The sequence below is a fragment of the Pontivivens marinum genome, from assembly GCF_900231835.1.
GTDB classification, from domain to species: domain Bacteria; phylum Pseudomonadota; class Alphaproteobacteria; order Rhodobacterales; family Rhodobacteraceae; genus Pontivivens; species Pontivivens marinum.
In genome coordinates this window covers 1-14,038 of sequence record NZ_OCTN01000012.1, presented here as the reverse complement: position 1 = coordinate 14,038, position 14,038 = coordinate 1, and the positions used below count along the sequence as shown (strand labels likewise).

The window sequence follows — 14,038 nt, the reverse complement described above, 5'->3', positions numbered from 1 at the left end:
GGATTTAACGGGGTTTGATTTCACCTTAAGTGTTTGGTTGATTTCGTTGCTCCAGAGCACCTCGTTGAAAAGGTTAATTTAGCGCATATTGCGAGCACGCTTGTTGCAAGTACCCAAGTTTCAGGACAGGTATGTTGTCGTAGTAAACACTTAATGGATACCTCTCTATGGATATTTCAGCGTCACAGGAAATTGATCTTCCACCACACGCTGCAAGCCTTATCGAAGGCCTTAGGGATTTTGGTTATAGCCTTGAAACGTCGCTGGCAGATATTGTAGATAACTCGATCACTGCTTCTGCTAAGCGAATTGATATCTTTGTCGATACAGTCACAGATGATCCTTGGATAGCGATTGCTGACAATGGTCACGGCATGTCGAGAGCAGAGCTGCTTGAGGCTCTAAGGCCCGGCACAAGAAATCCTCGGGATGAACGCGACGCAAAAGATCTGGGGCGTTTTGGCCTTGGCCTAAAAAGTGCGAGCTTTTCCCAATGTCGGCAACTTACGGTTCTAACGCGAAAGGACGGAGAAACGACAGCTGCGGCTTGGGACCTGGATCGGGTTGGTGAAACAAATCGTTGGTCAGCTATGATCCTTGATGACCCAAGCACAGTTCCCTCTGCGCAGCACCTCGGAGACTCCGGCACAATCGTAGTATGGAAAAAACTTGATCGCCTCGATGGCGGTTACAAGAATGATGGCATCAAAAGAACCCAAACGCTCAACGCAGCCCTTAGCAGTGCGGAACGCCATCTCAGGTTGGTCTTCCATCGCTACCTGAGTGGTTCACCTGCAAGAATTTCCCTCTACCTCAACCATGTGAAACTCGCCCCGATCGACCCTTTCGCCGAGGGGCACCCTGCACGCCAACTGGATTCCGAAGAGTTCCTGAAGCTTTCGAAAGGTATCGTGAGATTCAAATGTGTTACCCTCCCTCACCACAAGAAGATGTCCCAACAGGAATGGGACGACATTGGCGGGCCGGAAGGGCACCAAAGATCGCAAGGGCTTTATATCTATCGGGCCGACCGTTTGATTATTGCGGGCGGCTGGCTAGGCTTGGCCAGGCAGGCTGAATCGACAAAATTGTGCCGCATCGCTGTAGACATCCCCAACTCCATGGATGCTGAGTGGAAAATCGACGTCAAAAAGGCGTCGGCGCAGCTCCCACCAACTGTACGAAACAAGCTCAAAAGCATCGTTGAGCGTTTTGTTTCCACGTCGAAAAGAACCTACACTCGCCGCGGACGAAAACTGATTGCAGAAGATCAGCTTCCGGTTTGGAACAGGGTTTTGCGAGATGACAAAATCATTTTTAAACCGGATATTTCACACCCCGTCTTCCGGGAATTTCGTGATCGACTCGGAGGTGATCTGAAGAGCGATTTCGATACCTGCATCCGCCTGATCGGATCGTCCCTTCCGGTGGAGACCATTCATGCTGATATTATCGGCGGAGCGGAGAACGTTACTAGCGATTATCTCGATGACGAAGCTCTTGATCTACAAGTTGGGGCCCTGATCACGAGCCTACTCGAAGGCGGCATCTCCACCGATATCATTCCGGACCTTTTAAAAAACTATGTTGTCCTCCGCTCCAACTGGGGCCGAACGCAAAAAATGATAAAAAAACACCTAGAGGAAGACGCCTGAAATGAGTAGTTACGAGTTTCTGGATGCCCAAGTTTCGCAAGCCATTGTCGGTTCTGACAAAAAAACAGCTGATGAACTTCGCGCATTGATTAAAACGCTGAACTCAGTAATGCCTGCAATGGGATACGAGCCGGTGTCGTCCGATCAGGAGGAATTTCTGGCGCGGGAATTCGAGGAACGCAATGGCATCAGCATGGGCCTCGGCGCAGTTGTGACCAGTGATGATTTCGAACCCTGGCTGGACGAAGCTAAACAAAACATCGATCCGTTCTACTGGAAACGTTACCGCGAGCACCTGATCCGGACCGGGTTGCCGAAGGATGTCGTAATCAAACTAGACGATATCACGGACAAAACGCTCGGCAGGATGGGTAATCCGCAACAAGGTAGACCCTTTGACTCAAAAGGGATGGTCGTCGGTCATGTTCAAAGTGGGAAAACTGCCAACTACACAGGTTTGATCTGTAAAGCTGCAGACGCCGGATACAGACTGATCATCGTAATCGCTGGCATCCACAACAACCTTCGCAACCAGACGCAGCAGCGAATTGACGAAGGGTTCATCGGGCGCGACACCGGAAGGATGTCGAGAGCGGGCAGAAGTAACAGGCGTATCGGCGTCGGTTTGTCCGATGATCGTAATGTGCCTGTCAGCCTGACCACGACGATCGACGACTTCAAAAAGGCCGTCGCGACAACCAACAAAAGCCAGATTGACTCCTACAAAGTTCCAGTCGTCCTTGTGATCAAAAAGAATTACAGCACTCTGGGGAACCTGATCGACTGGCTGAAGGAAAACAGCTCGCACGGCGATGAGGAGATGATCAGTCAGCCGATGCTTCTCATTGACGATGAAGCAGACAACGCATCCATCAATACAAAATATGGAAAGAAAGAAGTCACGAGGATTAACGGGCAGATCCGGGAATTGCTCGGCCTGTTCCACCGGAGTTGCTACGTGGGCTACACGGCCACCCCATTCGCAAACATTTTCATCGATCCCGATCAGGAAAACGATATGTGGGGCGAAGATCTCTTCCCTCGTGATTTCATTATCGGACTGGACGCACCGTCGAACTACTTCGGAGGCAAGCGTGTCTTTATCGAGGGCATACCGGATGATGACTCCGAACCCGAGTTCATCCGTTACATCGACGATAACGAAGACATCCTGCCACTAAAGCACAAGATCGACCACGAGCTCAACGAACTGCCAACATCCTTGACCGATGCACTCCGTGTGTTTCTCGTCGCCAGAACAATCCGTAACTTGCGAGGCCAAGCCGATAAGCACGCCTCCATGCTCGTCAATGCGAGCCGATTTACGCGCATGCAGGGCATTCTTCGTACTCGGCTGCATGAAGTTCTCGACGATATGAAGAATGCGTTGCGCGTCAATGGAGCCAAGGGGGCAGCAGCTGACCTTGATCCTGAAATTGCCGAACTGAAAAGAGTTTGGGGTGGCGAGTTTTCAGCAAGTGAATTTGATTGGCCCGAAGTGCGTGCAGCGCTCTACAACGCAGTCGCATCGGCGAAGATTGTCGAAGTCAACAGCGCACGAAACGACCTCGACTATTCCTCGGCAGGTAAGCAGGGCGTCACTGTGATTGCGGTTGGTGGCTTTTCGCTTTCCCGAGGCCTCACTCTTGAAGGGCTGACAACCACTTGGTTCCTCCGCAACACCATGATGTATGATACGCTTATGCAAATGGGGCGCTGGTTTGGTTACCGCATGGGCTATGATGATTTGTGTCGTATCTGGATGCCCCGCGAAGCTGTGTCATGGTACGCCCACATCGCGGACGCAACCGAGGAGTTGCATCAGGAACTGCGCCTTATGGAGAGTGCGAAGGCGACACCGAAGCAGTTCGGCTTAGCTGTTAAAAGTCACCCGTCCGCACTAATGGTCACAGCGCGGAACAAGCTTGGCTCCGGAAAGAAGACGGTGGCCGTAGGCCTGTCCTCGAGCTTTGTGGAAACCGCGAGACTGGTATCTAATAGCGAGGATATCCAAAAGAACAGGAGCGCTGCACGCGCATTCATCTCTCGGCTTCGAGAGGAAGGTTATTCTCCAGAAAAAGCCGAAACCGTTGCAGGCGGGTTCCTGCTAAAGACTGTCCCCGTTGGGCTCATCGACGACTTCCTGCTCGCATGGGTAAATGCGGACGAGAGCATCACAACCCAGATCGATCCGTTACGGGAATACATCCGTAAACGCGAGCATGATGAACTCGCCGATTGGGACGTTCATATCGCTACTCTGAAAACGGGCGGTTTGGACACTTCACTCGGTTGGCCCATTGTCCCGATAACACGGAAAATCGGTGCATTTGACCTGGAGCGTGGATTTATGTCGATCGGCGGCTCCAAAATGCGCGTTTCGTCTCGAGGCGTTGAAAGATTGGGAATTCCGGAAAAACTGGCGCTCGAAGTGGAAGCTGCTGACCGCGAGGCACGTTCGCTTCCAGCGGATACCAAGGCAAACCATCCAGGCAGGATATACCGCGAAGTCCGTGAGCGGCCGCTGATCGCACTTTACCTCGTCGAGATCAAGGAACCGAAGGACAAGCACATAGCTGATCACAAGGATTTCCCGAACAAACCCGTTATTGCTTGGGCCATCAGCTTTCCCAGATCCGCAAGCGCGAACGAGAAGGTCGAGTACATCATCAACACTACCAAACAGCGTGAACTCTTTGGCGATCCTGACACCGATGAGGACGAGGAAAACGTAGATGAGTAATGATCCCTGGAAAGGCCTTGCTGAAGGCAACATGCGGCGTGTTGATGCGCAGGGGAAGCATGATTTCTTTTGGGCAACGGTCGAGAATAAGGCCCCGGCACTGCTGATGGGTCTCGGGCCCGAAGCAGAGATGGTCGCCGATCTTCCTGCGCTCAAGAACATCGTTGTACAGTTCAGGACGGTCAATGGTAGAGCGCTCGTCATATCACTTCTCGACAACGCGCACCGAGAGATTTTTGAAACCCTCTGCCGCGATATTGTAACGGCAGCTGAATGTGCGCCTGATCAATCGGCCGCGCTTGACCGTGTCATCAGGCGAACGCGTCGGTGGCATTTTCTGCTTAAAGGCGGCTCCTCTGAAGGCCTCAGCAAAGAGGAACAGCGCGGGCTGGTTGGCGAGCTGGCGTTCCTTCGTGAAATCTCAACTCACGTATCGCCCGAGACCGCGATAGAAGGCTGGACTGGACCGGAAGGCGCTGCAAAGGACTTCGAGTTCCCCGCAGCCTGCATCGAGGTGAAAGCGCGACGAGGCGCAGCCAAGCCGTATGTCAGGATTTCGTCGGAGGACCAGCTCTCCGATGTAACCGGACAACTACTATTTCTCCGCGTGTATGACGTGGATAGCGCCGTCATTCCGGAGGGTGACAATCTCCACGGCCATGTAGAAAACACCGTCGTGCTGTTCGAGGATTATCCCGACTGCCTCAATGTTCTCGAGGAGCGCCTTGAAGCTGTCGGGTATGAACGCGGTCACGATTACGAGAAGCGCCGCTGGATTGTTGGCACCTGCCGGACTTTCGCAGTTGCCGACGGCTTCCCACGCATCACGCCACCTCTCACCAGTGGCGTCCACCATGTCACCTACGCAATCGATTTGACCGAATGCACAGATTTTATCACCGAATTTGAACCGGGAATTTTAGCTGGGGAGGTCTGATATGGATGGACTTGAGGAATTTCACCAACAGTTCCAGAGCGATATTATGGGAACTGCCACATCGGAAGGGGCACTTCAGGAGGAGAGCTTTTTCGAACTGGTTGGCGACATGCTGAACGAGGCCGGTGAAATCGACACACCATCCTGGAGCAGGCACGAGGGGGAGTGGAAACGCCGCCGTAAAGAGGATGCTAAAACTCTAACAAAACCGATTGCCGTGACCGGCTACAGCATCGGGACCGATAACGAAGATAGCACCCTGAGCCTTATACTGACAGATTTCCGGTACAGCGAAACTATCCGTCAAATGGGTTCGCCTGAAATTAAAAGCCTATTTGGCAAACTTGTAGAATTTCTGCGCGCAGCGAGAAGCGAAGAGTTCCGGGATGCGATCGAGGAAACGAGTGACGGTGCAATCCTTTGTGATCTCATTGTGCGCAAATGGTCACAACTGGATAGCATCAAACTGATCATCGCCACGACCGCATCCACCTCTGCAAGAGTTGATTCCTATTCCGCCGGAAAGATCGACGGCAAGAGCGTCACCTACAACGTCTGGGACCTGAAACGTCTTCAAAAATATGTGGAACAGGGCCAAGCTCGCGAGGACCTGGTTATCGACCTCGAAAAGGACTTTGGCGGCAGTATCCCCATCCTCAAGGCGTTCGGTGGAGATGCCGCACTGGAAAGCTATCTTGCCGTAATAAACGGCGATCAGCTGGCAAGCATCTATAACAAATGGGGTGCTCGCCTGCTGGAATCTAACGTGCGCTCTTTCCTTCAGGCGCGTGGTAATGTGAACCGAGGCATTCGGGACACGATTGTCAAGGAACCGCACATGTTCCTGCCATACAATAACGGGATCACCGCGACAGCCGATGCAGTGACCATTTCCAACACAGGTGAAGGCCTTGTCCTGTCCAGCGTTGAGAACCTACAGATCGTAAACGGGGGCCAGACGACGGCTTCACTACATGCCGCAATGAAAACTGCGCCCGAGCAGCTAAAAAATGTCTACGTCCAGATGAAACTCAATATCGTCCCAAAGGAGCAGTCCGAGGACGTTATCCCCAAGATTTCAGAATACGCCAACACCCAGAACAAGGTGAATGCCGCCGATTTCTTTTCTAACCATCCGTTCCATATTCGGATGGAGGAGTTTTCTCGCAAAATCTATGCGCCAGCCGGGGAAAACGGGTTTCAGGATACAAAGTGGTTCTATGAGCGGGCCCGTGGGCAATACGCGGATGCGCGAGGAAACAAAACACCTGCCGAACGGAAGAAGTTTGACGGGACCTACCCGCGCTCAGGGTTCTTCACCAAAACCGATCTCGCAAAATACGAAAACTCGTTCCGGTGCGAGCCCGATATTGTCAGCCTCGGCGCACAAAAGAACTTTGCGAACTTCGCCAAGAGCATTGGCACGAGATGGGGAAAGGACGGGATTTCATTTGACGAGACCTGGTACAAAAGGCTGATTTCAAAGGCAATTATTTTCCGCGCCACCGAAAGGCTTGTCTCTGCCGCCGTCGAAACTTGGTACGAGGGCGGCTACCGCGCGAACATTGTCACATACGGCATCGCGAAAGTGGTGTCAGATGTTACCGAGATGAACAAGGCAATCGATCTCGATCGCGTCTGGAGGCTGCAGCGAAATCTGACAAGCGTCGAAGCAGCACTTGATATCGCGTGTTCCGAGGCTCAGGAGGTGATCCTGAATCCTGTCGCAGGCATGCGGCACATCGGCGAATGGGCAAAGAAAGAGGCCTGCTGGAAAACACTCAGACAGCGTGAACTAGAGTATCCTGAAGAATTTCTGGACGCGCTTGTGGATCCTGAAGATGTCCGTTCGGTCGCGCAGGAGGCGCGGGCGGACAGTGACTTGACGAAGAATCTGATCGGCGAGAGCTGGATTATCGAAGTTGGTGCCGACTTCTGGAAGGACGTTCTGAACTGGGGAACCGAAAAAAAGGCGCTTTCGCCCATGGATAACAGGGTCCTTTCGATCTGCGCCGCAATACCTGAGAAAATTCCATCCGCACACCAGGCAAAAACGGTCCTGAGGTGCCTCGTAAAACTCAAGGGGTTGGGCTACACGCACGCTGCTCTTGAGGCCGATGAATAGGCTCTAGTCGCGTTCTAGCATGGCAATAGCCTGCCGCACTGCATTCGGCTCCAGATTGATCGTCTTGTACGATCTGGGGCCTGATCCGTTCGAGTAGTGGATCACTTTCGCCAGAATTTCGAAGAGCGGCAGCGTTTGCACGGCTCCCATGGTTCGCGCGACATCCTCGGTCAGGTGGGTCTTGAACAACTCCCTCCACAACTTTTCCTCATAAACAGACGGAAAAGCGTCCAAGCCCTCAAGCATGTCTTCAAGGCAGCCCTTTAGTTGATCTATTGTCATGGCAAACCAGTTCCGTTTGCCGCCTCTTCCACTGTTACTGAAGGTGATAACCTGGGCCTCTGCCGGAACGGTCACAAGAATCCGGTCGTTGTCCACCAGCATGTCCTCGAAAACGTTCCCCATCTATTTTTCCTCTACTGGTACGTTCCACGCAGTTCGTAAAACGGAATATCTCCGCGTATAAATTCTTCAAGACGTCTCAGAATGCAATCATGCCCCAATGCCGTTTTGCCTTTCAATGTGCACTCCCAGACGACACCAACCCGCCAGCCAAGTTCAAAGAGTTCTGTCTGTTTTCGGAGATCCCGTGCCTGATTGCCGGAAATCTTCGCTTTCCAGAACTCCTGGCGCGATTTCGGGAGGCGAAAAAGATGGCAGTCCTCATGCCCATGCCAGTAACAGCCATTCACGAATAGCGCAGCGTTGTAGCGTGAAAGAACAATATCTGGTCGACCGGGAAGATCTTTCCGATGAAGCCTGAATCTGTAGCCAGCACGATGCAGTAATTGTCTTACCAGGATTTCCGGCTTCGTGTCCTTGCCTTTGATGCCTGACATCATTCGACTACGAACTTCCGAGGACACGATGTCGGCCATCAGCTTTCCCTTGTCCGGATATTGGCCTCTTTCAGCATCTCGCTTGCTATCGCCCGGATTACAGGGACTGCAACAGAATTCCCGAACTGCTTATAAAGTTGGGATTTGCCGACACGATCGATCACGAATTCTTCGGGAAATCCTTGCAAGGCGCGTGCCTCTTCAGGAAGGAGCTTACGCGGATTTCGCCCCAAATCTGACTGATCAATGAGGATCTCGCTGCCATCCTTGTAGTAGCGCGCACTCATTGTGCTGCAATATTCGGATGTCCGATCAAAAAGACTGTACCCAAACCCCTTGCCATTCGCACGGTTCCGTTTTTTGCGTTCCTTGTGCCCGGTCCAGAGCTTATCCGATATGGTGAAATCCTGAGTACGCTCAGGATCATCAATGAGAATATCTTTGAGAGGTACTTTCAACCGATAGTTTTCAATGATCCTGCCGAACATCTCCTTGATCCGCTCGTGATTGGCCGACACGTCCTTGTCGCGACGGATACCCACGATATAAACACGCTCACGGATCTGTGGCACGCCAAAATCCCGCGCACGGAGGACTTCGAAATTGACGTCGTAGTCGAGTTTTGTACCCAGGCTTGCGCGAATCTCTTCAGACAATTGAATGTCATCCGGGATTTCGACAGAAGCCTCGCCCCGAAGGATCGCCATTATCGTTTTCAGGGTACGCTGTTTGTCATGCCCCTTCAGTTGTTTAACGTTTTCCAGCAAAAACGCTTTCGGGTGATGCGTAGCCAAAATGCGTTGAATCTCGAAAAACATCGTGCCACGAGTGTCAAGAAACCCCTGCTTTTTCCCCGCCTGTGAAAAAGCCTGACAGGGAAAGCCCGCGAGAAGCACATCGTGCCTTGGGATTTCCGAGGAGGTGAACTTGGTTATGTCACCATCCTTTTCGGGCACTTCCCCGAAATTAGCTGCGTACGTGACCTTGCTATGCTTGTCGATTTCGGCTGTGAATACACACTTTCCGCCAGATTCCTGAAACGGGAGACGCATCCCTCCTATCCCGGCAAAGAGATCAATAAACTTGAACGCAGGTTCCTTACGGGTATCCTGGTAGGGTATTTCGATAGGTAAGGCGTAAATCGCTTTTTCCTTGGCGGGGGTTATCTTCCCCCCTTTGCCGTTTTCCCACAGCTTCACCGTTTCCGCCCCTTTGGGCCCTAGGCCCAAAAGTGTCGCCATTACGTAATGGTCTAAACCAAGCCTTTCACGCGCCTCAGCGAGTTTACGGTTTATTTCGGGAATGACTTTCAATACCTAGCTCGATCGTTTTTTGGCTTTTGATTGAGTGTATAGAGGAAGCGCTGCAGAACTCCCAATCTTAATGCGACCCTGTGTAATCCGAACTGTCCTGAGCGCAATCGCTAACAGACCCACAAGGACCATCGACCCCAAATTTGGACGCACTGAACAGCCCCGCCTGATTTGCGATTTGCCACGTTGCAAGACAGACAAACATCATCAGCGCCCCATTATCTTTTCAGAATGAACGGCAGGGTGACCGCATCGCCATGACCCGTGTGGCGTGGATCGGGAACAAAGCGCGCGCATGCCCACCCGCCTCTTCGCCAAACAGCAGCATGTCCTGTAGTCCGCCGAGACTAAAATGCCATCAAGTCCAGATGACGGCAATGGCAGTAAAGTCCGCATAGCTGGCCTCGGTGGGTAATCCCCCCTAAAACTAGTGGTGTTCAAAAGTAGAATTTTCTCGGCAAGATATCTGAGGAGATTTATGATGAAGAACGGACGATTTAGCGACGCACAGATCATGGCCGTGTTGAAGCAGGCAGAGGGTGGCGTTCCGGTCTCTGAGCTGTGCCGCGAGCACGGAATGAGCAGCGCGAGTTTTTACAAATGGCGGGCCAAGTTTGACGGCATGCCCTCTCGGCAGATTACTTTGAAATCGCCTGCCGGGTAATAGACGCGTCCTTGATTTCCGAGATGAGCATGCAAAACGATCTTCTGAAGGAAGCGCTTGGAAAAAAGCGTTAAGGCCGTCTTATCGGCGAGAGATGGCCATTGACCTGCCACGGGATTTTTCCTCCACCGTCGATTAGAGTCCGGCCCAACCTGAGGACGGACAATGAAGCGAACGAGATTCAGCGACGAACAGATCATCGGCATCCTGGCCGAACACGAGGCAGGCGCAAAGTGCGCGGACCTGTGCCGCAAGCACGGCATGTCGGAAGGCACTTTCTACAATTGGAAGGCCAAGTTCGGCGGCATGACGGTGTCTGAGGCCAAGCGGCTGAAGGCGCTTGAGGATGAGAACGCCAAGCTGAAGAAGCTCTTGGCGGAACAGATGCTAGACTTGGCGGCGATGAAAGAACTCGTCGCAAAAAAAATGGTGACGCCTGCCGCGAAGCGCGAGGCGGTCGCGCATCTGAAGGCCCTATTGGGGCTGTCAGAACGGCCGGCGTGCCAGATTGTCGGGGCGGATCGCAAGATGATCCGATACCAGGCGCAGCGCGCGCCAGACACGGAGCTGCGCGGGCGGCTGCGGGAGCTGGCCAATGAGCGCCGGCGGTTCGGTTATCGGCGCCTGTATGTCCTGCTACGCCGCGAGGGCGAGCCATCTGGCATCAACCGGATCTATCGGCTTTACCGCGAGGAGGGCCTGATGGTGCGCAAGCGAAAGGCCCGACGCAAGGCTGTCGGGACACGGGCGCCAATCTTGGTCGAGGCACGGCCCAATGCACGCCCCTCTCGCGGTTTGCACGCAAACCGCTGCCGGGCGGCGGGATCATTGGGTTTCGTCCACGACCAGTTCGCGGGCGGCCAGCGCTTTCGGGTGCTCAACGTGGTCGACGACGTCACCCGCGAATGCCTGGCTGCGATCCCGGATACTTCGATCTCGGGGCGGCGTGTGGCACGGGAACTCATGGCTCTGATCGAGCGGCGCGGAAAGCCCGGCATGATTGTCAGCGACAACGGGACCGAACTGACCAGTAACGCGATCCTGCGGTGGTGTTCCGAGCAGCGGATCGAATGGCACTACATTGCGTCCCGCTGCCCGACAGGGTCATGCGCAGCATGATCCCGAGAGGGGGCAAACCCATGCAAAACGGCTTCGTGGAGAGTTTCAACGGTCGGATGCGCCCCTCTCGGCAGATTGCTTCGCAATCGCCTGCCGGGCAATGGACGAACTGCTCAACGAGACCATGTTCCGCAACCTGGCCCACGCGCGGGTCGTCATCGCCGCCTGGACCGCCGACTACAACAACGAACGCCCGCATTCGGCCTTGGATTACCAGACCCCGGCTGACTACGCACGGACCCTGACCGCCGCAATCGCCCGACCCGCTGCGCGAGATGAAAGCTCCGCGCGTCGGGCGATTGCTCAACCTGCGCCTATCGGCGTAAACAGCAACCGGGCTCCGGTCGCGGCTGGATGAAAGTTCAGTGGCAGGTCAAGACCGAAACGGACGTTCAGGATTATTGCGGTATATGGTGAATTTGAACTCATTTGTTGAAAGGCTCTTATACATAGCATTGGATTACAGCTCGGTAGGGCATTATGCGACTTCCTCAAATTCCAGCGGTGGCATAGGACTCCATCAGTTCTTCTGAGGAGAAGCTTTCGGAACTTTCCGATACAGCAAGAGTTTTCCAAAAATTACTCTTGTTGATGGCCTGGGGGCTACGCGACCACCCCACATCTGCGGTTTGCAAAAGTCAGCAGTTAGCAGCAGGACTTTCATCTTTTTACACTGCATGATCAGCAACGAGTGTTTGGTTGCAATAGCCCATGTCACTAGTAAGCTGCTCACATCCCGAGAGCACGAAAACAAAATGAGAGGCAAACATGCGCCCAGTCATCATCAGCCTCTTGGTAAAAACGGTCTACCTTTGCTGCTTTCCAGTCAGCTTGGCCGCGGATAGTCACAGCGATGAATCAGAGGTATTGTTCCAATGTTCCCTAAACAATGCAGCGAACACTGTCAGCGTGATATTGTTTTCGGACAACGTGCAGTATTTCTATTCCAATGCGGAAGGTCGTGTTGAGCTATCCATCAAAAGCCCTTTATCAGACGTCGATTATACGCCCTTCGCATGGGATAGCCCGGATGTTGCAGAACGCATAACATTTCACAACGGCGAGACATCCTATGAGGTGTTTCACATCATGAACCGATCTGGAATCAATTTCACTGACGGGTCAAACGGAGGTGTGGTGGTTATCGCGCCATCGGGACAAAGGACAGAAATCCTATGCGACGAAAACAGTATTATGCCGGTCAATGTGTTCCACGGGATTGGGCGCATGGCCAGCCTCAGGAGCGAAGACTATGATGCGTTTCAGCAATGTTTGTCGAGTGAGCTGAGTGCCACCGCTTGCCTAAACGTGGAGGCATCGTCATGCAGTTTGGATATCTACGACCAGACCGAGTGCCTGACCGTAGAATATGACCGTTGGCGGGCTGTGCTTGCTGAGAAACTTAGCGCAGCGACTGAGCTTGACCATGCGCAACACCTCTGGGAAGCAAGCCGTGATGCTGACTGCGGGCTTAGTGCTTGGGTTGTTTACAACCCATTTGAAGAAGATGTTGGCATGTTAAGTTGCTTATCTGACTACACTGCCCGGCGTGTGGATTTTGTGAATAACTACATTGTTGGAATTGAATTTGATGGCTAAGCTGGTGAGCTGGAAGCTATTTTTAACATGCAGTGTGCTTTGTCTTTGTATCGTCACTTTCTTAATGTGCGAACGTTGGATGAAGAGCATACCATTCGCAGACTCATGGGGATATTATCGCAACCTTCACCCCGTTCGGCATGCTGCTCTCGTCGTCGCTGGATGGATGTCTTTCGGGATAAGCCTATCAACCGGCTTGCTACTTCTTTTGAAAAGAGCAGATCATCAGCAATAGGTTATGATTTGTCCAAAACAAGAGCGCAGCCATCCTGACATTATCAAAAGCCCTTAGTGAGGTTTGAGTGACAGCTCTTGCGCTAACTAATCGTTTCTTCGCGTCTGCAGCGAACGATTGCTTCCCGCCCATGGTGTCGACCGACACGAACGGCCCAAAGCCGACATTGGCCATCACGATCGTCGCTGCGCTGCAGTTTAGCTGAAGTGGACTGACCTGCCCCCCGAGGCTCCGTCATTTATAATGAGAGTTTGCGGGTGTGATTTTCATATTGTTCGTCGTCGGTTTGGGCAAGCGCGTCGTGCGCGGAGGCCTCAAATTGCTGAAGCGCCCGACGCGCTTCAGCGGGTGTTTGGTTCTCCAGTGATGAGTGCGGTCTGACGTTGTTGTAATCGTATCGCCAGAGCGCCAGCTTACGGCGGGCGTCGTCCAGGCTGTCGAACCATTCTTCGTTCAGCAGTTCATCTCGCAGGCTCCCGTTGAAGGACTCGATGAAGCCGTTCTGTTGCGGCTTTCCAGGATCGATGTAGTGCCACTCGACATCGTTCTCGTTCGCCCATTTCAGGATCGCACGACTGGTGAACTCGGTCCCATTATCGCTGACAATGCAGGCGGGCTTGCCATATATCCGCACAAGCGCGTCCAACTCACGTGCCACCCGCGCGCCAGAGATGCTGGGGTTGGCGTGTCCATCGACGCACGGGGCAACCGCGCCTCACGTGCCACCCGCGCGCCAGAGATGCTGGTGTCCGCCATGAGGCACAGATTCTCGCGGCAGCAATCATCATTCACTGCCAAGATGCGGAACT

At 53.2% G+C, this 14,038-nt stretch carries 8 protein-coding genes and 3 pseudogenes; 7 read left to right on the top strand and 4 right to left on the bottom strand.

The window, feature by feature from the left end; genetic code table 11:
• Positions 1–167: 167 nt before the first annotated feature.
• The 4 genes from CR254_RS16825 to CR254_RS16810 are packed head-to-tail and all read left to right on the top strand — an operon-like array spanning position 168 to position 7,460.
• On the top strand, positions 168–1,655 hold the full coding sequence (locus tag CR254_RS16825; protein WP_097932076.1) for an ATP-binding protein: 1,488 nt from the start codon (positions 168–170) through the stop codon (positions 1,653–1,655).
• A 1-nt stretch (position 1,656) separates the two neighbouring features.
• Positions 1,657–4,398: a Z1 domain-containing protein gene (locus CR254_RS16820; RefSeq protein ID WP_097932074.1), complete on the top strand. Its 2,742-nt coding sequence runs from the start codon at positions 1,657–1,659 to the stop codon at positions 4,396–4,398.
• Positions 4,391–5,335, top strand: a complete 945-nt coding sequence (locus tag CR254_RS16815; protein WP_097932072.1) for a PD-(D/E)XK motif protein — start codon at positions 4,391–4,393, stop codon at positions 5,333–5,335. The genes CR254_RS16820 and CR254_RS16815 overlap by 8 nt, the downstream gene beginning before the upstream one ends.
• Position 5,336: 1 nt before the next feature.
• The gene (locus tag CR254_RS16810; protein ID WP_097932070.1) at positions 5,337–7,460 is read left to right on the top strand and encodes an AIPR family protein; all 2,124 of its coding nucleotides are present in this window, start codon (positions 5,337–5,339) and stop codon (positions 7,458–7,460) included.
• Between the two features lie 3 nt (positions 7,461–7,463).
• Here CR254_RS16810 and CR254_RS16805 read toward each other — a convergent pair whose 3' ends face one another.
• From CR254_RS16805 to CR254_RS16795, 3 genes are read right to left on the bottom strand one after another with little or no spacing between them, the layout of a single operon-like run.
• Positions 7,464–7,865, bottom strand: coding sequence for a hypothetical protein (locus tag CR254_RS16805; RefSeq protein ID WP_097932068.1), 402 nt, complete (start codon positions 7,863–7,865; stop codon positions 7,464–7,466).
• Between the two features lie 11 nt (positions 7,866–7,876).
• Positions 7,877–8,338, bottom strand: coding sequence for a very short patch repair endonuclease (locus CR254_RS16800; protein ID WP_097932067.1), 462 nt, complete (start codon positions 8,336–8,338; stop codon positions 7,877–7,879).
• Positions 8,338–9,612, bottom strand: coding sequence for a DNA cytosine methyltransferase (locus CR254_RS16795; protein WP_219618038.1), 1,275 nt, complete (start codon positions 9,610–9,612; stop codon positions 8,338–8,340). The genes CR254_RS16800 and CR254_RS16795 overlap by 1 nt, the downstream gene beginning before the upstream one ends.
• A 481-nt stretch (positions 9,613–10,093) precedes the next feature.
• Here CR254_RS16795 and CR254_RS17845 point away from each other — a divergent pair.
• From CR254_RS17845 to CR254_RS16775, 3 genes and pseudogenes are all read left to right on the top strand, one after another.
• Positions 10,094–10,238: pseudogene (locus CR254_RS17845) on the top strand (transposase); the annotation flags it as partial.
• Between the two features lie 203 nt (positions 10,239–10,441).
• Positions 10,442–11,753: pseudogene (locus tag CR254_RS16780) on the top strand (IS3 family transposase).
• 410 nt (positions 11,754–12,163) lie between these two features.
• Positions 12,164–12,994 carry a lysozyme inhibitor LprI family protein gene (locus CR254_RS16775; RefSeq protein WP_097932063.1) on the top strand — a complete coding sequence of 277 codons (831 nt, stop codon included), beginning with the start codon at positions 12,164–12,166 and terminating at the stop codon, positions 12,992–12,994.
• Positions 12,995–13,467: 473 nt separating this feature from the next.
• Here the strand turns inward: CR254_RS16775 and CR254_RS16765 are convergent.
• Positions 13,468–14,038 (bottom strand): annotated as a pseudogene (locus tag CR254_RS16765) (integrase core domain-containing protein); the annotation flags it as partial.

Excerpts from the sequence above, each read along its gene's own strand:
- CR254_RS16800 (WP_097932067.1), bottom strand. The coding sequence starts at position 8,338 with ATGGCCGACATCGTGTCCTCGGAAGTTCGTAGTCGAATGATGTCAGGC.
- CR254_RS16810 (WP_097932070.1), top strand. The coding sequence starts at position 5,337 with ATGGATGGACTTGAGGAATTTCACCAACAGTTCCAGAGCGATATTATG.
- CR254_RS16820 (WP_097932074.1), top strand. The coding sequence starts at position 1,657 with ATGAGTAGTTACGAGTTTCTGGATGCCCAAGTTTCGCAAGCCATTGTC.
- CR254_RS16815 (WP_097932072.1), top strand. The coding sequence starts at position 4,391 with ATGAGTAATGATCCCTGGAAAGGCCTTGCTGAAGGCAACATGCGGCGT.
- CR254_RS16805 (WP_097932068.1), bottom strand. The coding sequence starts at position 7,865 with ATGGGGAACGTTTTCGAGGACATGCTGGTGGACAACGACCGGATTCTT.
- CR254_RS16825 (WP_097932076.1), top strand. The coding sequence starts at position 168 with ATGGATATTTCAGCGTCACAGGAAATTGATCTTCCACCACACGCTGCA.
- CR254_RS16775 (WP_097932063.1), top strand. The coding sequence starts at position 12,164 with ATGCGCCCAGTCATCATCAGCCTCTTGGTAAAAACGGTCTACCTTTGC.